The following is a 23,783-nucleotide window of genomic DNA, read 5'->3' on the forward strand; positions in this document are numbered from 1 at the left end:
GTCAATGGCATTGATGAAGACGCCGAGCGGATTCTTGCGCAGCTGATCCGTATTGCTTGGCGAGCGGATCACGATCGTGAGGATCGCAGTCCAGCGCATCGTGCTGGCAAGGCTTCCGCGCTCAAACACCTGCTCGGTCCATTTGACCTGGAATGAACTTTCGGAGGCTCTGACCACGCTGGTGACCTGTACCGAAACACTGCGCGTTCCGATCTGACCGAAGGGGTCGTTCGCCTTGGCGTATTCGTTGAGGAAGAGCGCTGCGCGATCGCTAGCAAAGTCGTACGCTGCCAACCAGTTCTGCCGAACCAAAACCGGATCGGTGGAAACGGAACGGACATTCTGGATGAAGCGGCCGAGATGCCAGGCGATCTGAGCATCCGAGGGCTCATAATTCCGGACCGCCGGCGCGACGGCGCGCGTCTCGCCGAAGCCATCGACCTCGACGACATAAGGCACGACACGGCTTTGCATCGACTGCCATACGAGTCCGCCGGAAAGCCCGGTCGCCAAGGCCAGGCAGCCAAGGGCCATGATCCGCCAGTTCCTGGCCTGCAGTCGAGATGAGCCGATGCGCTCGTCCCACAGTTGGGCGGCTTTTTGATACGGCGTGACCGGTTCGGGTGTTTTGCCGTAACGGTGCACGGGTCGCTTGAAGAGCATCTAGTCATCCTTGTCGTTGAGAGAGGGGTTGGCGCTGCCTCCCGGCCGGTCTCCGTCTCGGACAGCTTGCATGGCAGCGTGGCGATTTGCCCGGGCGGTCTGTTCAGAACGTAGGCGCCTTGCCCACGTCGGCGCCGAAACAGTGGCCGAACCGGCAGAGCGTTCGGTCATTGACGCTGTCGGCGCGCCGCCGGTCGCGGTCCACGCGGCATCGCGCCCGGCATCGGCGTTGCGCCCAACACTTGCAGTGGCGGATCGCGCTATGCGTATAGCGGCGCCGCCAGCTGCACTGGTTACACCATGCATTCCAGCAGCCACACCGGAGAGGCCAGCGTCGGGCGAGGTTGCGCGCCCGATCTGCCATGACGTGGAAGCAGCCGATCCCATTGTTGTGCCGGCTCGGATGGCGGCGAGACCGCCGCTGGTTGCCATACGCGCGCCAGCAAATGCTGTGCCTCCAGCAACGAGTGATACACCCGCTGCCGCCGCGGTCGTGCCGAGGGCGGCGCCCGCCCCAAGCTGCGGTGCGCCTGAGACAAGACCCGACGCGATCCCCGGCCCAAAAATGCCAAGGCCAAGCAGTGCCAGTGCGCCCAGTACCTGGGACATGGCACCGGCAAGATCCGGCTCCTTGCCTTGCAATGCGGAAGCGAACTCCCCGAAGAGCGTGGAGCCGATACCGACAATGACGGCGAGCACCATCACCTTGATGCCTGACGAGATAACATGGCCGAGCACGCGTTCGGCCAGGAACGCTGAACGGTTCCAAAGTGCGAATGGAACCAAAACAAAACCTGCCAGCGTGGTGAGCTTGAACTCTAGGATGGTGATGAAAAGCTGGATGGAAAGGATGAAGAAGGCGATGATAACCAGGAACCAGGCCATCAGCAGCACGAAGATGGTCAGTGCGTTGCCGAAGATTTCCGGGAAGCCCAGGAGCTGACTGGCTTGGTCAAGCATTGGCCAAGCACCTTCGAAACCGGTCGCGGCAATGCGGCCCGGGCGCAAGAGATTGTCTGCCGACAGATTGCCGGCCGACGCCTTAATCCCGAGACCGGCAAAAGAACGATAAACGATATCGGCGAGGTTCTTGAAATTGTTCAGAATGAAGGCGAAGACGCCAACATAGAGCACCTTGCGGACAAGCCGGCCGAGAACGCTGGTTTCGTCGCCGAGCGCCCACGCCAGGCCGGCAAGTGTGATGTCAATGCCGATCAGAATGGTAGTGAGGAAGGCGAGGTCGCCCGATAGCAGACCGAACCCGCTGTCGATGTAGCGGATGAAGGTCTCCATGAAGCGATCGATGACGCCAAGGTCGTTCATGCCGCTGCCTTTCTCGTCGTGATGAACTCGTGATTAATTGCCGGGATAAGCCGAGCCGGTACCCAAGAACCGCTTCGTCATCTCGCGGGCGGCTTCGTCTGACTGGGCCTTGCGGGCGGCATCCTCGGCCTCAGCTCGAAACTGCGTTGCGAGCAGCGTCTGGATCTGCATCTGCTGTTTTGTCGAAAGCGCCATCAGCTGGTTGGTGGCCTGGCTTGCCTGAAGCGCACCGGCCGCCCCTTGGCTGCGGTTGACGAGATCGGCGAGCAGATCGCCGTCGGCGCGGACGTTCTCGACGATTTGCGACTGGACACCCATGGTCTGGCGGAACGCCTGCATGGCGGTTTGCCAACGCTCCCGCGCAGCACTCGCCACATCGCTGACTTTGATCGTGGCGTCGTAGCTTTCCGGATATTGGCTGCGCCACTGGTCTTGAAGCTTGCCCAGATCAAAGCTGAGGCCACTCGCCTGGTCCATCAAGCCGTCGATGCGATGGAGCGAACCGGTGAGTTGGCCAACGGAAGAGAAATCCAGACGCTGAAGATTGCGCGCCATGTTCTGCAGCATGGTCGCCTGATTCTGCAGCGACTGGATTTGGTTGTTGATCTGCTCCAATGCGCGCGCGGCCGTCAGCACGTTCTGCGCATAATTGGACGGATCGAACACGATAAGGGCGTACGCGGGCTGCACATAGTCGGCCATAGGCTTGGCGATCAGGGAAACGGTGATCAGGCCGGAGAGAAGGCGTCGCCGCATCATGAGAATTGCTCCTTGTCTGGTTGAGGGAATTGCTTGAGAAGTTCGCCGGCCCAATCGAGGCCGCGCGCGATCAGGAACTGCGAGGCAAAGCTGCCTTGCCCGTCTTCGGACATGATCCTGTCGATCAGAGTCTGCGTGGCCGGATCGGAAGCACCGCAAAGCGCAAGAGCGATGGGGCCAAGCTCGAGCTCGAACAGACGGTTGCCGCGGCGCGATTGCAGATAATACTGACGCTTCGGCGTGGCGCGGGCGATCAATTCGATCTGCCGCTCGCTTAAACCGAAGCGCTCGTAGGCTGTGCGCGCCTGGGGTTCCACGGCACGATCATTGGGAAGGAAAATGCGCTGCGGGCAGCTTTCGATGATTGCCGGCGCTATGCCAGAGCCCGCGATATCAGCCAGCGACTGCGTAGCGAAGACAACCGACACGTTCTTCTTTCGCAGCACCTTCAGCCATTCGCGGATGCGGGCGGCGAACAGCGGATTGTCGAGATAGACCCACGCCTCGTCGAGCATGATCAGCGTGGGCCGTCCGTCGAACCGTTCCTCAAGTCGCTGGAACAGATAGGTAAGCACCGGCAGCAAAGCGCCTTGGCTGTGCATTAACTCCTCGGTCTCGAAACACTGCACATCCGACAAGGCCAGCCCATCATGATCGGCATCGAGCAGGCGGCCGAAGGGACCGTCGAGCGTGTAGGGCATCAATGCGGTCTTCAGCGCATTGGATTGAAGCAGGACCGAAAGACCGGTCAGTGTGCGTTCCTGCGCCGGCGCGGTGGCAAGGCTGGCCAGCGCTGACCAAATAGCCTCCTTCACCTCCGGCGTGACGGTGACGTTCTCGTGGGCAACAAGGCTGGCGATCCATTCGGCCGCCCAGCTTCGGCTAGCCTGGTCGTTGATGCTGCGCAGTGGCTGAAAGGCAAGGGAACCGTCCGCTCCTAGCGCGTGGTGTTCTCCACCCATGGCAAGTGTTGCAGCACGGGCCGAATTGCCTTTGTCGAAGACATAAACCTGGGCGCCGGCATAGCGCCTGAACTGCAGAGCAATCAGAGCAAGCAGAACCGACTTGCCGGCGCCGGTCGGACCAACAACCAGCATGTGGCCGACATCTTCGACGTGGGTGGAAAGCCGAAACGGTGTCGACCCACTGGTCTCGGCAACGAAAAGCGGTGGCGCTTCGGTTTGGGTGACTTTCGCGAGATGCTCGTTTGTCGCAGGACCGGCCCAAACCGACGACAGCGGCATGAGATGGGCAAGGTTCAATGTATGAACGAGCGGTTGGCGAACGTTAGCGTAGACATGGCCAGGCAATGAGCCGAGCCAAGCCTCGACCGCATTGACGCCTTCTCGGATCGTGGTGAAGCCGAGCCCATTGATGATGCGCTCGACCGCGCGAAGCTTCTCTGCAGCGGCTTGGCGATCCTCGCCCCACACCGTCACGGTGGTGGTGAGATAGCCGAAACTCACATGATCACCGCCCAATGCCTGAAGGGCTTCGTCGGCATCGAGCGCCTTGTTGTCGGCATCGTTATCGACAAGCGGGACCGGCTCGTTGGTAATGACCTCGCGTAGGATTGCCACGATCGATTTGCGCTTGGCAAACCACTGCCGGCGCAATCGCGTCAGCGTCTTCGTGGCTTCCGTTTTCTCGAGCGGAATGAAGCGCGTCATCCAGCGATAGGCGAAATCCTGATGATTGAGGGTATCGAGGATTCCGGGCCGGGTGAGGTTCGGAAAGCCGAGGATGGTCAGTGTGCGAAGATGCTGCTCACCCAGCATCGGCTCCAGGCCACCGGTAAGCGGCGCATCGACCAGGATTGCATCCAGATATATCGGCGTTTCCGGGGCCATGATAGGATGGCGACGAGGCGAAATCGTGCCGTGGAGGTAGGTCAACGTCTGAGCATCATCGAGGACGCGTACTTCGGACATGAAACCCGAGAAGAGATCGAGCACGCGGTTGGTCTCGTCACGGAACCTCGCCAGATCCTGGCGCCAGTCTCTTTCTCCTCGGGAATAATGAGAGTCGACGAGCGCGCTTTCTGCGCGCGCCTGGGCGTCCGGCGGTGGCATAAACACCAAGGTCAGATGATAGCGGCTCTCGTAGTGCGCTACCTTCCCCTCGAAAGCAGCGCGGCGTTCTTCGTCGACCAGCCACGACGCGGCGTCAGGAAAAATGCGAGTTCGGATAGCCCAGCGCTTCTGTGCGCTCGGCCTCAAAGAACAATGCCCAGCCAGAGCCAAGGCGTCTGAGAGCATTGTTCGCCCGGGCGCAAATGCCGACGAGTTCAGCCTCCGTCGCACTTTCGAGATCCGGGCCGCGGAACCGCAACGTCCGCTGAAAGCTGCCGTCCTTGTTGAGCACGATGCCGGGCGCCACCAAGGCAGCCCAGGGTAGATGGTCGGCAAGCCGGTCGGCTTTGCTTCGATATTCCGAAAGGTTCAGCATGCAAGCCACCCCTTCAGACGTAGGTGGCGCACAAGCACGCTGGCGAAGTCCGGATCGCGTCTTGCGGCAAACACCGCTAACGAGTGGCCTGCGATCCAAAGCACCAGACCAGCAATCCATTGCTGCAAGCCGAAGCCAATGGCCGCGGCCACTGTACCGTTGAGGATCGCCACCGCGCGCGGAGCCCCGCCGAGCAGGATCGGCTCGGTCAGCGCCCGGTGGACCGGTACTGCGAAGCCCTCGATATGCTGCTCCCCGGCGGCCATCAGACGAGCGCCCCACCACCGAAGGAGAAGAAGGAGAGGAAGAAGCTCGATGCCGCGAAGGCGATTGACAGACCGAAGACGATCTGAATCAGGCGCCGAAAACCACCGGCGGTGTCGCCGAAGGCAAGCGTCAGGCCGGTGGTGATAATGATGATCACCGCAACGATCTTGGCGACCGGTCCCTGCACGGACTCCAGGATCTGCTGCAGCGGCTGCTCCCACGGCATGCCGGAGCCGGCGGCATAAACCGGGGCCGTGTTAAGAAACGCGAGCGCTGTGGACGAAAGAAAGCGAAGCTTCTTGCGCATGAGGAAGGCCTTTCAAAGCTGCTGGAGTTGCGAAAGCGTGAGCGGGGCAACGGCGTAATCGCCGCTGCCGTCGAGACCGGTGACCTCGGCGATTGCGTCGATGTGGCGCGACGAGCCGCGTCCCGCTATGAAGACGATCAGATCTATCGCCTCAGCGATGAGCCGGCGGGGAACGGTGACCACCGCTTCCTGGGCGAGTTGCTCAATGCGATAGAGAGCCGAGCGCGCGGAATTGGCGTGTACGGTAGCGATGCCGCCTGGGTGCCCGGTGTTCCATGCCTTCAGCATGTCGAGCGCTTCCGCGCCCCTCACCTCGCCCACGATGATGCGGTCCGGCCTGAGCCTCAGCGTCGAGCGCACGAGATCGGCAAGGGTGACCGAGCCCCGCCTTGTTCTCAGGGCAACGCAGTCCCTGGCCGCGCACTGCAGTTCGCGTGTGTCCTCGATCAGGATCACCCGATCGTCGCATTCGGCGACTTCAGCCAGCAGAGCGTTGGCGAGTGTTGTCTTCCCCGAGGAAGTGCCGCCGGCGATCAGCATGTTGCGCCGCTCGCGGACGGCCTTTTTCAGCGCATCGGCCTGCAGCGGCAGCATGATGCGTTCGGCAACATAGTCGGCCAGGGTGTAGACTTTCGCGGCGGGCTTGCGGATGGCAAAACATGGCGCCAACACCACAGGTGGCAGCAGGCCTTCGAAGCGTTCGCCAGACGGCAATTCGGCACTGACGATCGGGTTGTCGGCGTGCGCCTCGGCGCGCACGTGCGAAGCAACCAGGCGGATGATACGTTCTGCCTCGGACGGGTGCATGTGAACGTCGGTATCGACCCGACCTTCGCCTAACCGGTCGAGTCGCAGCGCGCCGTCGGGATTGACCATCACCTCGATGACGGACGGATCGGCCAGGGCTTCGGTGATTGCCGGACCCATGGCGGTGCGCAGCATGACACGCCGCCGGTGGTCGGCCTCGGGATGAGAGCTCATCCTTCCCCTCCCCCACCATTGTCTTTGCTAAGCGACTTTTTGCCGGAAGCGATCTGGCGGCCGACCTTCTCAACGAATTTCTCGAAACGCTCTTGGGCAATAGCCTGCGTTGCCCGATCCGGGACCGGCGTGTGGGCGTGAAGGGTGATCGAAAAGCGGATGAAGAGCGCCAGGCTCTCCAGGATCACCTCGGAATCGCGCCTGACGTGGGCAAGATCGCGGGAGAGCCGGTCAAGCCTTACGCCGTAGCGCCGATCGAACTCGCTCTCGCCACGCCGCTCGATGAACGCCTCGATCGCCTTCGCCACGATCGCTGATTTGGTCGTTGACGGATCGCGACTGAGGTTGTCCAGTTTCTCGCTGAGCTCCGGCTCAAGCAGAAACTGATGGCGAATGCGGTGCGGCTTCATGCGGCTCGTTCCGACGGCCCGGCGTTGCGCCGGCGACGGGAGAAGCATCGGCCAGACGCTCAAAATTGCTTATGGCCGTTATCTACGCTGAGGTGCGCTCTGCAACTCAGCGGACTTCAGAAGCCGGGAATGACATCGTCGCCCCTGCCCTCGTTGATACCGTAGGCGCGGGCCGCAGTGGAAATCCGATCCATGACACGCTTGTCCGCGAGCGCTTCGCTGTCATCGTCTGCGGGCTTGTACAGATCGGCCTGATCGGGCTCTTGAGAGACAACAACGTCTTCTTCGGGCAGGCTTGGATGGCGTTGCTGCTGAACGCCTCCCTCGTCTTCAACTGGCGCGTCGGCGCTTTCCTCGTCCGCAGCAAGTCGGCTATCGACGCTGCACACTTGTCCAGTCCAGCCGTCCGGGCGTGATGCAGGGCAGTCCGCATAGGGTCCGTCGTGCAGCACCGGCGCAGGCAGCACCCGATCTGTGAAATTCTGATCCTGATAATAGCGCAGCTTCTTGGCGCGGATCGGCGGCAACCCAGAAACCAGGACCAATTCGTCTGACGGCGGCAATTGCATCACCTCGCCTGGCGTCAGGAGCGGGCGCGCGGTTTCCTGGCGGCTCACCATGACATGTGAAAGCCAGGGCGCAAGCCGATGGCCCGCATAGTTGCGCATCGACCTAAGTTCGGTTGCGGTGCCGAGGGCATCCGAGATGCGCTTGGCCGTGCGTTCGTCATTGGAGGAAAAGGCAATTCGCACGTGGCAATTGTCGAGAATAGCATTGTTCTCGCCATAGGCCTTTGAAACCTGGTTCAAAGATTGTGCGATCAGATAGGAGCGAATGCCATAACCTGCCATGAAGGCGAGCGCCGTTTCGAAGAAGTCGAGGCGACCGAGCGCCGGAAACTCGTCCAGCATCATGAGCAGCTGATGCTTACGGCTCTTCTTCGGGTCCCCCTCCAGACGCTCCGTCAACCGCCTGCCGATCTGGTTCAAGATCAGTCGCACCAAAGGCTTGGTGCGCGAGATATCCGAAGGCGGCACGACCAGATAGAGCGACAGCGGTCGCTCTCCATCCACTAGGTCAGCGATGCGCCAGTCGCAGGACGAAGTGGCCGCCGCGACCGTTGGATCACGATAAAGCCCAAGAAAGGACATGGCGGTCGAGAGGACGCCTGAGCGCTCGTTTTCCGACTTGTTCAGGAGTTCGCGAGCCGCCGAGGCCACTACGGGATGGACCTGAGGGTTATGCCCCGTCCCGAGATGGTTTGTCGTCATCATCCGCCGTAGCGTTGCGGCAAACGAGCGTTGCGGGTCCGACAGGAAGGTGGCGACGCGGGCTAGCGTCTTGTCCTCTTCAGCGTAGAGCACGTGCAAAATGGCGCCAACTAGGAGTGAATGGCTGGTCTTCTCCCAGTGATTCCGTCGCTCCAGCGCGCCCTCGGGATCGACGAGGATGTCGGCGATGTTTTGAACGTCCCGGATCTCATCTGGGCCTTTGCGCACCTCCAGCAGCGGGTTGTAGCGTGCCGATCTCGGGTCGGTCGGATTGAACAGAAGGCAGTACGAGAATTTCGACCGCCAGCCGGAGGTCAACTGCCAATTTTCGCCTTTTATATCATGAATGATGGCAGACCCGGTCCAGGAAAGTAGCGTTGGAACAACCAGCCCCACGCCCTTGCCCGAACGCGTCGGCGCAAATGCCATGACGTGCTCCGGGCCGTCATGGCGCAGATAGCGATCGTTCAGCCTACCGAGGAAAACGCCCGCCGGCCGTAACAACCCTGCCGTCTCGACCTCATGAGTCGTGGCCCACCGTGAAGACCCATAGGTCGTAACCGACCCGCGCTGTCGCGCGCGCAAAAGCGAGCCTGCGATTGCGGCGGCACAGCCCAGGAATCCGCTGGCGCCTGCAAGCGTACCGGCTTTGTCGAAGACCTCCGGCGCATAAGCATCGAAGTGGAACCACCATTCAAACAGCTTCCACGGCTTGTAGATTGGCCAGCCGGCGAAGAGAAACCATGGTGCGCCGAGAGGCGTCTGGTAGGTCAGCATTTGAGCGCACCATTGGGTTGCCGTCCATACGCCGATAATGACAATTGCGCACACAACGGCGATCTGCCCGATCAGTAGCTTCGTAGGTGTCATCGGCTTGGCCCGCTGAACAACGCGACCTAGCATCGCGCGGTGCAGCCGGGACAGGAATGTTCCTCACATACGATTTGGGAGCAATGAACGACTTCCTACTATGCAGGTCGGTCAGCACGCGTGTTGCGCCTTCACGCGACACCATCCTCTCCATTCACCCTGAGGCCCGGCGCCGCCGACAGTTGCGTGACCGCTCCTCCGCAAAGTTATCTTCTGCGTTCAGGGAGCCAGGGCGCCTGGGCTGGCTGATGAACACCGTCCGCTCGCGCATGTGGGGTCGAATTGATTTGTGCCCAAGTGGAGGCAGGCTCATCATTCAACAGTTGCCGCAGTTCCCCTGGCTCGAACGCCATCATTGGTGGGGAGGCAGGCTCGTCTTCCAACAGTTGCCGCAGTTCCCCTGGCTCGAACGCCATCATCGGTGGGGAAGCGGGTTCATCCTCCAACAGCTGCCGCAGTTCCCCTGGCTCGAACGCCATCATCGGTGGGGAAGCGGGTTCATCCTCCAACAGCTGCCGCAGTTCCCCTGGCTCGAACGCCATCATTGGTGGGGAGGCAGGCTCGTCCTCCAACAGTTGCCGCAGTTCCCCTGACTCGAACGCCATCATTGGTGGGGAGGCAGGCTCGTCTTCCAACAGTTGCCGCAGTTCCCCTGACTCGAACGCCATCATTGGTGGGGAGTCAGGCTCGTCTTCCAACAGTTGCCGCAGTTCCCCTGGCTCGAATGCCATCATCGGTGGGGAGGCGGGTTCATCCTCCAGCAGCTGCCGCGGCTCTTCCTCGTGCGGCAAGCGCCTCCTTAGCCGGTCTTGCAGCGCCTGCCGATCGGCAACGAGGTTGTCGAGGGGCAGCGGCTCGTGGTCTGGCCGCTGCCCTTTCACCAATCGTTCAACCAGCGCCCACGTGCCCTCCAGGACAAATACGCCGCAATCATAATGGTTCGTCTGTCTGGCCATGGGGGCTGGCGCCAAGGTAGCATTCAGCAGTCCTGCGAGCTGTTTTGCAGGCACGTCGTTATATCCCTCTCGCTGGAGGGAGTCGTAGTGATAGGCGAACCGCCTTTCGGGGTCGCGGCGATCAACGAGCAGCAGCGACCAATGGGTGCCGGGGCTAGTAGCCGTGCCATTATTCACTGGCAAGAACAGGAAGTCGGCTGTGGCGTTGTTTTGATTATAGATGGACTGCAATATGCCTCGAGCGTCTTGCGGCGACGTGTGTCGCAGTAGATGGGATACGGAAGGATCCACCAGCCGAGTCCGGGCAGCGAGCGCCGGATTGATCCCCTGCAGTTGCCGCTCCAGCAAATTGTAATCTCTCTGGACATGGGCGTCGCTCAGCCATTCGGCGGCGCCGAGCACCCGCCCCGTTGCAACGTTGGACGGGGCTGTCGGATCGAGCGCCCCGATCTGAGCCCCAGAGGAACTGGTCGTCAGTGTGGTCACATCAACCAGTGGAAGGCCGCGGTAGGTGCCTGGCAGCTTAGCGGTTGCTGGCGAGGCGGGTTGGGGAGCTCTTGCCGGTGCCGCTGGCCCAGCTTCAGCAGCGGCCCCAACGCGCCTGGTGACTGCGTCTGCCGGATGAGCAGCAAGGACAGTTTCGCGCCCGAGCACAATGCGCGGCAGGATATCCCGGAGGTGAGCCAATGCAGAACCGATACTTAGTCTATTACCATAGGAGACAGCCTTGAAGCTCTCAACATCTTTATCCAGCGATTTGTCGTGAATCCGAGCGGCAATCCCAGGCTTGTTATTTTGACGCAGATACTGGCTAAAATGTCTAAGAAAATTTGTATAGCCGCCCACGGTATCTGGATTCCGTCCGGTCGCAGGCGCTGCCAGGTACTCCTTGGTCGAAGCGGCTCTGTAATCTCTAATGAGCTCGGCATCGTCAGGATAGGGGATCACGAGAGGGCGACCCATAATCGGGGCTCCGCTTGTCGACTTCTTGAGGTAACGCAGTGCGCCAGCCACGGTGGAGGAACCACCCGTACTCTCGTACTCCTTGAGATCCTGATCCAGCGACGAATGGTAAAGCCGAGCAGCAAACCCTGGCTTGTTGTTTTGAAGGAGCCACCGACTAAAGCCGAAAAGAGAATTTACATTGAAAGTGACCGTGTTCGCGCTGGCCTTACCCGCGTGGAATGCTGCCCTCAGCCCTTCGATAGCGGTCGCATCGTTGGAATAGACAGGACGCTTGTCGGAACCGTTGGGGACTACAATTGGACGATCCGGCTGCACTGTCGAGGACATCGAACCACCACCTCCGGGATGCGGTGCTGGGGTGGATTCGTGTTCATCCCTCTGCCTGACGAGCTGCGCCTCAGATTCCGGTGTAGCCACCTTATGAGGATCCTGCATCGGTTCGATCCCCTCCATCTCCTGCTGCAACCAAGCCAAAGCTTGGCGAGCGGCGGCTTCATCAACCGCGGAGGATGTCTCCACACCTCTGGCGGACGCCGGCAGAGCCTGCTCCGCCCGCCGTCGAAAGAGCTCTGGCGAGGCGGATTTCTCCGCCCACAATCTGGGCTGCGTAGCGAGTCCCCGTCCAGATTTATGTGGCACCGCCTCGCTTGGCAGCGGGCTGCTCCTGTCCCGTGCAGCTACCAGCCCCTCCGGGGCGCCCTGGTCGCCGTGGCGCCAGTTCAAGTGAGGGACGGCCTCTCCAAAGTCGGGTGCTTGGTGTTGGTGCGCGGTTGGGGCGAGAGACAATGGTAGATCGGTGCCCTCCTTATAACCTACCGGCAGGAGCTCCTCTGGCCAATCGAATCCCTGCTGTGGTGCGGTATGCTGAGCAGCGTCGCCACGGGGACGAGCCTCCATGCTGACCGCGTTTTCCAGATGACTCCCGAGTATAACGCGCGGCGGGTGCTTGCGGATATAAACCAGTGCAGATTCGATCGGAGCTCCACGAGTAGAGGAGGCGGCCTTGTAGCTCTCAACATCTTTATCCAGCGATTCATCGTAAATCCGGCCCGCAATCCCGAGCTTGTCATTTTGACGTAGGTAATGACTGAAATGGTTAAGAGCAGTTGCGTAGCCGCTCGCGGATCTGAAATGTCTAGTGAGCGCGGCGTCGTCAGGATGGGGGTTCAGGACAGCGCGACCCACAATCGGGGCGGCTCCGCCTATCGGCTTCATCAGTTGACGCAGTGCGCCAGCCACTGTGGAGGAACCACCCCTACTCTCGTACTCCTCGAGATCCTGGCTCAGCGACGGATGGTAAAGCCGAGCAGCAAACCCTGGCTTTTTGTTTTGAAAGAGCCAACGACTAAAGCCGAAAAGAGAATTTGCGCTGCGAGTGACCGTGTCCGGCCTGGCTTTACCCGCAAGGAGTGCAGACTTCAGCCCTTCGATGGCGGTGGCATCGTTGGAATAAACAGGACGCTTGTCGGCACCGTCGGGGGCCACAATTGGACGATCCGGCTGCACTGTCGAGGGCATCGACCCATCGAGATGCGGCGCTGGGGTGTATTCGTGCTCATCCCCCTGCATCGCGAGCTGCGCCTCCCGTTCCGATGTACCCACCTGATGGGCAGGGAGTTGCATCATCGCGCGAGCGCCTGAGTCACCAACCTGACCTGGTTGCCGCTCAGTGACAGCATGCTGCAGATTGCTTTGGATCCTCTGCCTCTTCGTTGGTCTCAACTCACCTTTGCCATGCGAGCCATTGACGAGGACATCCTCGCCTGGTGCACTCATCAACTCATCCGCCGCCTGCAATTCGCCCAAGTGCTGCTCAAAACCGGCTTGGCCGGCTTGTCCGCTTGCTCGTGCGGTACGGCGTGCTGCACCTGCAGCCAAGCTGCTACGATGAATGTCCAGTTTGTACGGGTGCACGCTAGCCTCACTTCCACAGATCACATGAGCAACCTACTCAGGCAAGCTTTCGAAAGGCTGACGAGGTCCGCCGCCGCGGAAGGCGAAGGCTGGTTTTCTGCTCAGCGGTTGACGGCCTAGCGTGTTGCGGCCGCGCCGGGTATCACGCCAATCAATCTGAATAGTCGATGCGTCAAACGAACCAGGATAGGATTTTCGTAGCGGGGCTGCTCTACTCACTCTTGTCCTGAGGTAGAATTCAACCATATCGCCGAGCAACTGGATGCCGATTGGATACCCGATCCGGAAAGCTTCAGCTCATATGTGACGCGAGGATGAGAATCGTGGCAGCTCCAGACCGACGGGCTGCCACCCACAGCGGCGATGACCGACGAGGGTCTTCTATTGCCAAGGTAATCGTCCGTTCGGGGACCTATGTGTTCCTATGCTCGTCGAGCGGATCGGGTGGGCCGCACCGCCGTAGCGTTACGGCGAGCGGAAGCGGCGTTGGGTGCGGCTTTTCCCCTGAACGCTTCACACCAGGCTGATAGGGGATCTTGCAATCGCACACACGCGGTCTGCAGGCGTGCCTATCAAGCAGTTTGCTCAGACCAACGTCGCGGCGAGCCTATCCTCAATACGCAGCGCAAGTCCTAGACTCCACGATCGTCCTTCGGTGCAGATTTGCTCGCGCCTCGCCCTGATTACAGCCGATAAGGCGAGCTAACAATTGCAAGAGCCACAAGCTACTCCAGCTCGATCGGTTTGCTGTTCCAGTCGGGCGGGGTCTGACCGAGAATGTTGCGAACGAAGAAGTCTAGGAGTTTGCGCTCGGTGTAGGTGCCTAGAGTATGGTGATTGGCACCAGGAACGTAGACAATGTCAAAATCTTTTCCTGCCTTGATGAGTCGATCGGCAAGCTGGAACGAGCAAAACGGATCGACATTATCATCCATTTCGCCGACCGCGATCATCAGCTTGCCCTGCAGCCTGTGAGCATTGTCAACGGCGGAGGATTGCGAATATTCAATGCCGACCGGCCACCCCATCCACAGTTCATTCCACCAGGTCTTGTCTATCCTGTTGTCGAAGCAGCCGTTTTTGGCGACGGCGACCTTGTAGAAATCGGGGTGAAAGAGCAGCGCGCTGACTGCACTCTGGCCGCCGGCGGATGCGCCAAAAATGCCGACGTTGGATATGTCGTACCATGGATATTGCGCGGCCGCCGCCTTGTGCCACAGAATGCGATCGGGAAATCCTGCGTCCTTCAGATTCTTCCAAGCAACATCATGGAAGGCGCGGGAGCGGTTGTTGGTGCCCATGCCGTCGATCTGAGCAACGACGAAGCCCAGCTGCGTGAGCGGCTCTGTCCACCGCGAGAAGGATTTTGGGACGAAGGAGCCGTGGGGTCCAGCATAGATATTCTCCACAACCGGGTATTTCTTCGTCGGGTCGAAGTTGGCTGGCAGGTGGAGCACACCCCAGATGTCAGTTTTGCCGTCGCGCCCCTTGGAATGGAAACTGAGCGGCGGCTGCCAGCCTGCGGCGACGAGCTCGGAAATGTCGGCCGTCTCGATCTGCTGGAGCTTGGCATTGTCGCTGGCGCGGTAGAGTGCCATGCGCGGGGGCAGATCGATGCGTGACCAGAGATCGACATAATAGCGCCTGTCAGGCGAGAACTCGATATGGTGGTTGGCCGGTTCGGGCGTCAGTGCAGTCAGTCCCTTGCCGTCAAAGCCGATGCGGTAAGCATGGACCCAATAGGGGTCCTCCTGCGAGTTCATCCCGCTCGCCTCGAACCAGATCTGACGCTTCACCGGATCGACATGGTTGACCCTCCGGACGACCCACTCACCTCGGGTGATCTGGTTTTCGAGCGCGCCTGTCCGGCCGTTGAAAAGATACAAATGCTCATACCCGTCGCGCTCTGATGCCCAGATGATCTCCTTCCCGTCATCGACATCGTAACGGAAGATTTTTCCGGCATCCTCCTGGCCATGCCCCAGCGGCAAATAATCCACGAATGTCTCGCTGGTCTCATCGATCAGGGAGCGCCCGCGGCCCGAGGCGGCGTCTACCTCGACCAAGCGATAGAGCTGATGCCCGCGCTGGTTATATTCGAAAGTGAAGCCGCGGCTGTCCGCCCACCACCGGAGAGGGGAAAGTTCGAAGACGTTCGAGAAGAGGGCACCGTCAATCACGATCTGGCGCCGGCCGGCAATGTCGAACAGGACTGGTTGGGGCAGCGGAAGGACATCGCCCGGCCTGGGATAGAATATTGTTGAATATTCCCGCTCCAACTGGTCCGTCGATGAATTGAGGTAGCGGACCTCTCGCCTATAGCCGGGGCGAACAAGGTAAGCGGCGAGGTGGCGCGAGTCCGGCGACCAGCTCAGCGTCGAAAAGACGTAGCAATTGCCTTCGGCTCCGTCCCGGCTCAGAGGAACATCCTGCAATCCGTCCTCGCTGCGCAGGAAAACGTTGCAGTTCTTGATATAGGCGATCCATTTGCCGTCGGGCGACGCGTTGCTCTTGTCGGGGTTGTTCTCCGCTGGCGGCGTGTAGCGGTGGCTGAGCTCCCTACGGTCCCCTTTCCTTGCATCGAATGTGGTGCTGGTACAGTCATAGCTTGCAAGGTCGCAGCTCCACCGGGTGTCTTCAATCTGGAAGTCGAGCCTGCGACCATCCTCACTCAGTTCGAAACGGTCGAACGGAAGATTGCCGGCTTGATAGCTCTCATGGCTCACCTTGTTTAGCGCTGCCGCCAGACGCGCCTGATCGAAAGCGGGCCGCTTGAAACCCGTGGCAGCATCGACCTGCATGAACTGCTGCTCGCCGTGGCTAGTCCGGCGGTAGACGAAGGCTTCACCCCCGGTCAGCCAGAAAGGCATTTTGGGGACATTGACAGTGAGCCCGCCATATCGATCGTTGATCGTAAGTGCGCGCTTGAAATCGGCCGGCGCTAGCGTCGGGTGTAAACTTTTCGAACCCTTGGCCAGCGTCTGAGTTGCCGATCGCCATGCCGCGCGCGTCAAAGCGCCGATCCTGGACATACCTGTTCACTTCTTTCGGTTTTCGGAATGCTAATTTTGAAGTTGGGTTCTCGTCGCCGGTCTGCAGCAGCGCCGAGCGTCGCCTTGGAGGAGAGCCAGCACGCGGGTGCAGCCAGGCACGCGCAACAGGGGCGCTCCTTGGACATCCAGGCACTGGTTCGGGTGCCGATTGAAGAGTTGGCGTCCGTCGCCGAAACAACCAGGAAAGAGCGTCCATGCAGCCCTGACGCGACTATTTCCCCGCGAGTATGGCCGCTTGCTTTTCTGCATCATCTGAAAGGTCCTGCTCTAGTCGGGCCGGATGTCACCCCGGCAGATTGTGCTATTTCGACAATCTCCGAGCGATTGCCGCCGGCCCATGACGAGGTTTACCGATAGGGCGCAATATGCGTGCCAAAGGAAAAGCGGTTTAATACACGGCAATCCGCCTATGTCGCATCCCCAACATCGTCGCACACCGGACAATGCCGGACGATATTGTCCCGGGGCGTCAAATTGGTTTGATGGTGACCCAACAACTGGCGGATGACGATCTCGAAATGCGCGACAACGGCCTCGGTGGACACTGTCGCCGCGCCCAGCACGCTGGCCGCCTGCCCGGCGATGTCCGCGCCCAGGCGGATGGCCTTGGCCACGTCGACGCCATCGCGGATCCCGCCCGACGCGATCAGCTTCACCGTTGGCAGCGCCCGACGCACCGCCTGCACGCTGGTCAGGGTGGGAATCCCCCAATTGGCGAATGACATCGCCACTGCACGGTCGGCGGCATTGCGGGCGCGCTCGCCCTCCACTGCGGCCCAACTGGTGCCGCCGGCGCCGGCGACATCGATTACCGCCACGCCCGCCTCGACGAGCGCACAGGCCACCGAGGCGGACAGGCCGCCCCCACTTCCTTGGCCACGATCGGCACGCCCACGATGCGCGCGGCGCCAGCGATCAGCGCCAGGACGCCGCGCCAGTCGCGGTCGCCCTCCCGGCTGTACCGCTTCCTGCAGCGGATTGAGATGGACGATGAGCCCATCGGCCTCCAGCGCGTCCACCGCGCGACGCGCCAGGTCCAGGCCGTCGGCCTCCCGCAGTTGCGCGGCGCCGATATTGGCCAGCAAGGGAATGTCTGGCGCCAGGCGGCGCAGCGCGCGCGTTAGCCCCTGGGAGTTACGGGATTGCAGGCTCACACGCTGCGAACCGCACATGGCGATCCGCAAGGCTTGCGCTGCCTCGCTCAAATGCCGGTTGATGGCCTCGGCCCGTGGCATGCCGCCGGCCATAGAGCTGATCAGCAGCGGCGCGCGCATAGCCTTGCCCAGCAGCGAGGCGCGCAGGTCGATCTGCGTCAGGTCCAACTCGGGCAGTGCGCAGTGTTCGAAATGGATGTACTCCCAGCCAGCGGCCACCGTGGCCGGCGCCGTTCGCCGATCCAGCACCAGCGAAGCGCGCAGCTGAGCGCAGCCCTCGAATCCGGAGAGAACGCACGGTACGCCGTGCCCCAGCGCCTGCTCCACGGCGGCGAGCTGCTCCGGCGCGATCAGGCCAACGTCGTTGCAATCGTCTAGCCAGAACAGCAGCGCCAGTTCGCGATAGAACGCCACGATCAGCGTTTCGTTCTGCGGATCACGGCCGGTGCGGGCGCTGGTGTCGCGCAGGCTCGGGTGAATGCGTTGCAGGATTGGGGGACGCGTGACGCAGTCAAAGCTCCCCTTGCCAAGCACGGAGCAGGCGAGTGAGAGAGCAGATGAATAGGCGTGTCGCCAATATTTTCGCATTGCTATAATCGATTATAGTTGTGAGGAGCAATTTGAGACCATTTACTTGCGGCTCAAGTCACCCATAAAAGAAGGCAAGCACCGATTCGGTAGCTTATCCCCTGTCTTTCGCGTACTCGCGGCCGTGGCGCCGGGTGAACGATTGAAGACCGCCGGTCTCACTCGCAGGTGGGCGCCAGGGCGTGGGACGGTTGGCAAGCCACAGGAGTAGGACAATGTCGAAGGATTCGGGTAAGGGCGATAATCACGGCGGCGGGCCGGGCAAGATCGAGATCACGATGGTGGTGAACGGCCAGCCCACGCAGGTCGAAGCCAATCCCAACCAGCCGCTTCACGTCATTCGTACCAAAGCCCTTGAGAACACGCAGAATGTCGCCCAACCAGCCGAGAATTGGGAATTGAAGGATGAGGCCGGCAACTTGCTCGACGTCGACAAGAAGCTTGGCGATTTCGGTTTCCCGAATACTGTGACCCTGTTCCTCAGCCTGAAGGCGGGCGTCGCAGGTGCCTAAACCCCAAAGTGTGGATCCGGAGGTCTCCCGAGCGAAGTTTGATCGGGAGATCGGCCGGTTCCGGCCATATGCTGATGTCTATCGGGCTCAGGGCTGCTTCTTGATCGAGGCGACCTTTCCGCGCGCTTTCTTCATTTTCGCAAGCCTCAAGTTAAAACCACGGGTGATCAGCGCAGCGAGCGAGGTCGACTTCACCGACTACGACTTAAGACCACCGTCCGTGGTCTTCGTCGATCCGTTTACGCGTCATCCGATTGCCCGGAAAGATCTATACCTGAAAATGCTTAGACGTCCGCCGCTGCCCGGAACGCCGCCGGAGATGATAGGAGCTCTCATCCAGCAGAACGCCGTGCCGCTGACGGACTTCATCCAGGCCAACAGTCCCGAGGACGAACCATTCCTGTGCATGGCGGGCGTCCGGGAATACCACGACAATCCAGCCCATTCAGGTGATCCATGGCTACTTCATCGGGGTTCTGGCGAAGGCTGTTTGGCCTTCATCCTGGACAAGATCATCAAGTACGGAATCATTCCTATAGAGCAGTTGCAGATTCAACTCCCACCGGCAATCGTAGGAATGGTGGTATCCCCTCAGGCGATACAAGAATGACTGGTTTGAGAGATGTAACGATCGTGACTCTCCCGCGCGGCTGCATCTCGACCACGCATGGGCATCTGCGCTCAGTTGGTCGCGAAGGCAATGAGGGGATGGCGCTCTGGGTCGGCGTTCAGCAAGACCGGCACTTTGCCGTAACAGAGACGGTTATCCCGGCGCAGCGTCACATTCGGACAAACGATGGCGTTTGCGTGATCGTTGCGGCCGAAGAACTGCACCGGCTCAATGTCTGGCTCTACAAAAGCGGCCTGAAACTCTTGGCCCAGATTCACAGCCATCCGGGCCGCGCCTACCATTCGACGACGGACGACGCTTATGCGGTTGCTACCACGGTTGGGTGTCTGTCGCTGGTAGTGCCGAATTTCGCCCGCGAGCCTTTCGATTTTGCTCGGGTCGCCGCCTATCGGCTTGACGAAAAGGCCAAATGGAATGCGCTCCCTCCCGCGGCACTGTCGCGAATGATCATGATATCGAGTTGAACAATGGCATTCGCTAACTTCATCGATCGTGCCGCCACGGCGGCATCTCAGGTCCTGGCCGATTTTCATCTGGGAGACTTCAAAGCAGCTCTTGAAAAGCAGGTCGTGGCAGTCGCCTTCGACCATCAGGCCGCTTCCTGCGCCGAAGGCCAGGCGACACTAGATCTTGCGGTGAGATTGCTCGCTAGGCTCTACCCGGTTCTGGCGATACTCCCGCTGGACAGCGCGGCGAGCTCTCAAGCCCAAGCGCTGGAGCGCTTGGCAAAGTCGATCAATCCAAAAGTCGGCATCCGGCGTTCCGGCAAGTCTGCCACCGTCTGCGTCGTTGCAGGGGTAACGCGCCCATCACTCCGGTGCCCGATCTTTTTCGTGGGATCGGACGGTTGGGCGGCAAAGCTGTCGCGTACGGACCCGGTGGGCTCTGGCCCAAGTCTGCTGCCTTTTGGAGCTGGCGCCGCCAGTTGCTTCGGCGCCGCCAACGTCTTTCGAACTATCTTCGCCGCCCAGTTGACCGGCGCCGAGTTGGACGAAACCATCGACCTCTCGCTATGCAGCTACGACAAGACCAAAGCCGGGGAGGCTGGCCCGATCGACTTCCCAGTCGACCTTGGCGAAACCCACCTCGTTGGGCTCGGTGCGATAGGCCATGGCTCGCTTTGGGCGCTAGCGAGACAACCCGATCTCAAGGGTCGTCTGCATGTAATCGATCACGAAGCGATCGAACTCTCAAACCTGCAGCGCTACGCATTGGCCGGCCAGGCGGAGATTGGTATGTCCAAGGCGGTTCTTGCAGCCACCGCCCTTAGATCGACTGGCCTTGAGGTCGAGGCGCACCCTCTGACGTGGGCAGAATATGTTGCGCGCCGGGGCAATTGGGTCTTAGACCAAGTGGGTGTGGCGCTTGACACCGCCGCCGACCGTCTGGCTGTCCAAGGTGCACTGCCGCGATGGATCGCAAACGCTTGGATGCAGGAGCACGATCTCGGTATCTCCCGGCATGGTTTCGATGACGGCCAGGCTTGCCTTTGTTGCATGTACCTGCCATCCGGAAAATCCAAGGACGAGCACCAGCTGATTGCCGAGGAACTCGGAATACCGGAAGCACACGAGCAGGTGAAAACGCTCCTGCAGACAAATGCCGGAGTTCCCAACGACTTTGTAGTTCGCGTGGCTACAGCGATGGCTGTGCCGTTTGAACCGCTAGCCCCGTTTGTCGGCCAGCCCCTGCGCTCCTTTTATCAGCAGGCTATCTGCGGCGGTCTGGTGTTCCAGCTTAGCGAAGGAAGTCGCCGCGTTCGAACTGTGGTTCCGATGGCCTTTCAGTCGGTGCTTGCCGGGATTATGCTTGCCGCGGATTTGGTCAAGCATAGTGCGGGGTTTCCCATGAGCCCGACGACGAGCACTCGGGTGAATCTTCTGCGCCCCCTTGGCTCTCACTTGCACGATCCGAAGGCCAAGGACTCCAGCGGCCGCTGCATCTGTAGCGACGACGATTTCATTGCCGCTTACAGGCGCAAATACGGAGCGCGTTGATCAGGTAAGCGATGTCTCGGCCGCCTAAGCAGACGCGCACCTCTCCGTAGACGCAGGGGGCGCGGCTTGTGGGCGTGACCATGGGCGCCATTATGACACGCTTGGCCCGCTCCTTTGCCGGCCTATCGTCCTCCGCGCATGATCCCGTGCCGACGTGATGATCCAGCACCAGCCGCCATGGCACCAGAGGCTGGTCAAACCTCCGTTGTTGGCCGGTTTGGACAGTGCTGCATCAGGTCTCGACCGACGTCTCGACAGTCAGGGCTGCTTCGACGGGTGTGAAGATGTCAACATCGACCCCAGGCGCCCGAATCGTCACAATCAGGGCGTACCGAGCCAGAGCGTCGACGCGTTCCAGGTAAGGCTTCTCCTTCCACCAGCCCCCGACCGGGAACACGCCGATCGCGTCACGCTCGGCGAGATCGGCGGCGCTGCCCGACCAGAAATCGGCGTGCAACGAGCCGCGATCGCGGAAGGTGCCGAGCAGCCACTCTTCTCCGCCTCCAGCAGGCGCCCCTTCCTCCTCGTCCCGAGCGGCCTGATTGATGCGGGCTCGGAATTCGTCGACTGTCTCGGTCGCTGACTTTACTCTGAACCGAAGACCATGGGACGCGTAACGATGCCGGCGGGTCCATCCGCGTTCACCGGGGTTGGGTTCGATGAAATAGGACAGCGTGACGCGGAGCTCGACCTGGGCAGCGCCGAGCGCCGCGAGCTGCTCCTTCGGCCAAGGCAGGCGATGCAGCTTCATGTCACGCGTTTTGGCAGCCGCGCCGCCCTCGCGCTGGAAAGGCTGAAGCTCATCTTCAACGATAAGCGTGAGGTCGTTCACCGTTGACAGAAGCGCGCGCCCAAGATCTGGCACGCCGTAACCATAGCGCCGCACGAGCGCCTGGATCTCGCCCTTCGCTCCGTTGCACGCATCGATGCGTGCGCGCATCGCCGGAGTCCATTCGGCCGAGTGGACGATCAGGGCGCGAACCGATTCAGGCCACAGCTCGGGGCGCGCTGATAGAATTAGTCCCGCCATCCGTGCGGCATGGGCCGTTGCCGCGCTCGTATCTCCGAGGGTGGTGAAGTGGCGCAGTTCGGGTCGACAGAAAGTGGTCAATATCTGCAGATCGTCGATCGGCTCGCCGGGCAACACACCGTCATGGGCGAGATTGCCGCCTTCGAAGACGACCTCGGGCTTCACCGGCCACTGCCTGTCCCAAACGACCGAAGTGCGACTGCGCGGCGAGAGCTCGCCGACCGGCGCGATCGGAGCGTAGCCCGAAAAGTCGGTGTCAATGATATCGACCTTTTCTGTGAAAGCGCCGACCGTCAGCGCATTCCAGGCCTGAGAAGGATCATCGACTGCTTCCAGATCGTTGCGCGTCAAATGCTCGGCCGGCATGAGGTCATCGCCGATGTTGCCGGCAGAGAGAACGATCAAGCGTCGCTGTTCCTCTTCGAAACAGAGTTGGTCGATAGCGGCAGACCACGATGTGGGCCTTCCACGCGCCGGACTGGCGCTTGTCACAGCCATTGCGATCGCGCGGCGGCGCTCCGGCGCCTGCACCTCGGCGCGGGCGATCGCTTCCGCGGTGATCGCGCCATAGAGTTCTGGATCGTTTGCCTCGTCTTCTGGCGGAAGGATACGAACACTCTCCAGCCGAAAGGGCAATGGAACTGGATCGCCTCCGACCAGGAGCGGGACCAGATCACCGTACAGGCCGACACCTGCCATTCGCGTCCCGTGGCCGCTCCACGCAGGTGTGTCGTCGCTGCCCCATGCCGGTTTGACGGTGTGCCAGTCTTAAACGGCAAGTGCGGGTTCGATCAACGGGTGGGTGCGACGCACGCCGCTGTCGAGAATGCAGACCGCAATATCGGATTGAGGCGGTCTGACGCGCCCGAGAAGCTCGTCGCTCCAGTCCCTTTGCTCCGCGCCGCCAAGGCCCAGGAAGAAGGACGGCGTATCCTTCGCGCGCCGCAGCTCGGCGACGACATCGCTGTGCGCAATCATGCGGTCGAGCATTGCCGTGCTGGCGAGGGCCAGCATGACCACCCGCTCCGGAAACCTAACCGCATGCGTGCGCAAAGTGATGTTCAGGGCTTCGGCAATGTGCTCGAAGTTCTCGCGGCGACCGTCGCGCAGCCAGACTTCCCACCACACCTGCTCGTCAGCGGCCTGGGGGAAGAGGTCGTCGTGGTCGGTAAACAACGATCGTGCAGTCGCCAGCCTGACTGTCTCCATGCGGGAGACGAGCGGCTCGTTGCGCGGTCTGCCGCGGTCAGTATCAACGTCTCGATACGCCTCGACTTTCCGCAAATAATAGGCTTGCGCGCTTTGCGGCAGGAACACCGACGCTGTGATGGGAGCACCGGGTTGAGTTGGCTCATGGACGGCGACCAGCTCCATGTGCTGGCGACGATCGGCCAACTGGTCGAGGGCCGCCCGTCCGGACATGGGCAGATCGATCGCGAGGTAAAAGCCAGGCGTGCCGACCGACAGCTGGGGGTCACGCGCCGCAATCTGCTGGCGTGCACTTTCGACCGCTTGTTCGATGGATTGCGTCAAGGCCGCAGCATGCGACGCCCGATCACGCGCCGGCAGCGGCGGTGCATGTATAAGTTGGTTGGGCCGCCGATAGGCTTCCCGAATGCCGTTGTTGCGAAGGTGGATATGGGCGCGGTCGCGCGGAAAATCGTCTGCCATTATGATCTGTGC

Annotated in this window: 14 protein-coding genes and 4 pseudogenes; 4 read left to right on the plus strand and 14 right to left on the minus strand. The window is 61.0% G+C overall.

Annotated features, from left to right (window positions below):
* From trbF to EOA33_RS39650, 13 genes and pseudogenes are all read right to left on the minus strand, one after another.
* Positions 1 to 663 (minus strand): conjugal transfer protein TrbF (gene trbF, locus EOA33_RS01835; protein ID WP_145989056.1); only part of this gene is annotated, 663 nt, incomplete at its 3' end.
* Entirely contained in the window at positions 664 to 1,986 is a 1,323-nt protein-coding gene (gene trbL / locus EOA33_RS01840; protein ID WP_126057783.1) for a P-type conjugative transfer protein TrbL, read from the minus strand.
* A gap of 33 nt (positions 1,987 to 2,019) precedes the next feature.
* A complete protein-coding gene (trbJ, locus tag EOA33_RS01845) occupies positions 2,020 to 2,745 on the minus strand; it encodes a P-type conjugative transfer protein TrbJ (protein ID WP_024502854.1) in 726 nt (241 codons plus the stop codon).
* Positions 2,742 to 5,193 (minus strand): annotated as a pseudogene (gene trbE, locus EOA33_RS01850) (conjugal transfer protein TrbE). The gene trbJ and the pseudogene trbE overlap by 4 nt, the downstream one beginning before the upstream one ends.
* Entirely contained in the window at positions 5,187 to 5,459 is a 273-nt protein-coding gene (locus EOA33_RS01855; RefSeq protein WP_024502852.1) for a VirB3 family type IV secretion system protein, read from the minus strand. The pseudogene trbE and the gene EOA33_RS01855 overlap by 7 nt, the downstream one beginning before the upstream one ends.
* Positions 5,459 to 5,767 carry a TrbC/VirB2 family protein gene (locus tag EOA33_RS01860; protein ID WP_126057781.1) on the minus strand — a complete coding sequence of 103 codons (309 nt, stop codon included), beginning with the start codon at positions 5,765 to 5,767 and terminating at the stop codon, positions 5,459 to 5,461. Before EOA33_RS01860 ends, EOA33_RS01855 begins: the two co-directional genes overlap by 1 nt.
* A gap of 12 nt (positions 5,768 to 5,779) precedes the next feature.
* Entirely contained in the window at positions 5,780 to 6,748 is a 969-nt protein-coding gene (gene trbB / locus EOA33_RS01865) for a P-type conjugative transfer ATPase TrbB (RefSeq protein WP_024502850.1), read from the minus strand.
* The gene (locus tag EOA33_RS01870; RefSeq protein WP_095488561.1) at positions 6,745 to 7,158 is read right to left on the minus strand and encodes a CopG family transcriptional regulator; all 414 of its coding nucleotides are present in this window, start codon (positions 7,156 to 7,158) and stop codon (positions 6,745 to 6,747) included. The genes trbB and EOA33_RS01870 overlap by 4 nt, the downstream gene beginning before the upstream one ends.
* 116 nt (positions 7,159 to 7,274) lie before the next feature.
* The gene (locus EOA33_RS01875) at positions 7,275 to 9,299 is read right to left on the minus strand and encodes a conjugal transfer protein TraG (RefSeq protein WP_024502848.1); all 2,025 of its coding nucleotides are present in this window, start codon (positions 9,297 to 9,299) and stop codon (positions 7,275 to 7,277) included.
* Between the two features lie 206 nt (positions 9,300 to 9,505).
* Positions 9,506 to 13,027 (minus strand): Ulp1 family isopeptidase, encoded by a 3,522-nt coding sequence (locus tag EOA33_RS01880; RefSeq protein WP_245454737.1) that lies wholly within the window; start codon positions 13,025 to 13,027, stop codon positions 9,506 to 9,508.
* Positions 13,028 to 13,860: 833 nt separating this feature from the next.
* Entirely contained in the window at positions 13,861 to 16,167 is a 2,307-nt protein-coding gene (locus EOA33_RS01885) for a S9 family peptidase (protein ID WP_126080685.1), read from the minus strand.
* Between the two features lie 515 nt (positions 16,168 to 16,682).
* Positions 16,683 to 17,606, minus strand: a pseudogene (gene fni, locus EOA33_RS01890) (type 2 isopentenyl-diphosphate Delta-isomerase); the annotation flags it as partial.
* A pseudogene (locus tag EOA33_RS39650) lies at positions 17,595 to 17,834 on the minus strand (hypothetical protein); the annotation flags it as partial. The pseudogenes EOA33_RS39650 and fni, both read right to left, overlap by 12 nt.
* 311 nt (positions 17,835 to 18,145) lie before the next feature.
* Between EOA33_RS39650 and EOA33_RS01895 the strand changes: the two are divergent.
* Genes EOA33_RS01895 through EOA33_RS01910 form a run of 4 tightly spaced genes read left to right on the plus strand, consistent with a single transcriptional unit; the run spans position 18,146 to position 21,070 of the window.
* A complete protein-coding gene (locus tag EOA33_RS01895) occupies positions 18,146 to 18,442 on the plus strand; it encodes a DUF2604 domain-containing protein (RefSeq protein WP_126057779.1) in 297 nt (98 codons plus the stop codon).
* The gene (locus EOA33_RS01900; RefSeq protein ID WP_126057778.1) at positions 18,435 to 19,052 is read left to right on the plus strand and encodes a putative metal-binding protein; all 618 of its coding nucleotides are present in this window, start codon (positions 18,435 to 18,437) and stop codon (positions 19,050 to 19,052) included. The genes EOA33_RS01895 and EOA33_RS01900 overlap by 8 nt, the downstream gene beginning before the upstream one ends.
* On the plus strand, positions 19,049 to 19,537 hold the full coding sequence (locus EOA33_RS01905; RefSeq protein ID WP_126057777.1) for a Mov34/MPN/PAD-1 family protein: 489 nt from the start codon (positions 19,049 to 19,051) through the stop codon (positions 19,535 to 19,537). Before EOA33_RS01900 ends, EOA33_RS01905 begins: the two co-directional genes overlap by 4 nt.
* A gap of 3 nt (positions 19,538 to 19,540) precedes the next feature.
* The gene (locus EOA33_RS01910; RefSeq protein ID WP_126057776.1) at positions 19,541 to 21,070 is read left to right on the plus strand and encodes an E2 ligase fold family C protein; all 1,530 of its coding nucleotides are present in this window, start codon (positions 19,541 to 19,543) and stop codon (positions 21,068 to 21,070) included.
* 232 nt (positions 21,071 to 21,302) lie between these two features.
* On the opposite strand, the pseudogene EOA33_RS01915 reads toward EOA33_RS01910, so the two are convergent.
* Positions 21,303 to 23,771 (minus strand): annotated as a pseudogene (locus EOA33_RS01915) (S8 family peptidase).
* Between the last annotated feature and the right edge of the window lie 12 nt (positions 23,772 to 23,783).

The organism is Mesorhizobium sp. M4A.F.Ca.ET.050.02.1.1 (assembly GCF_003997725.1).
Taxonomy (GTDB): domain Bacteria; phylum Pseudomonadota; class Alphaproteobacteria; order Rhizobiales; family Rhizobiaceae; genus Mesorhizobium.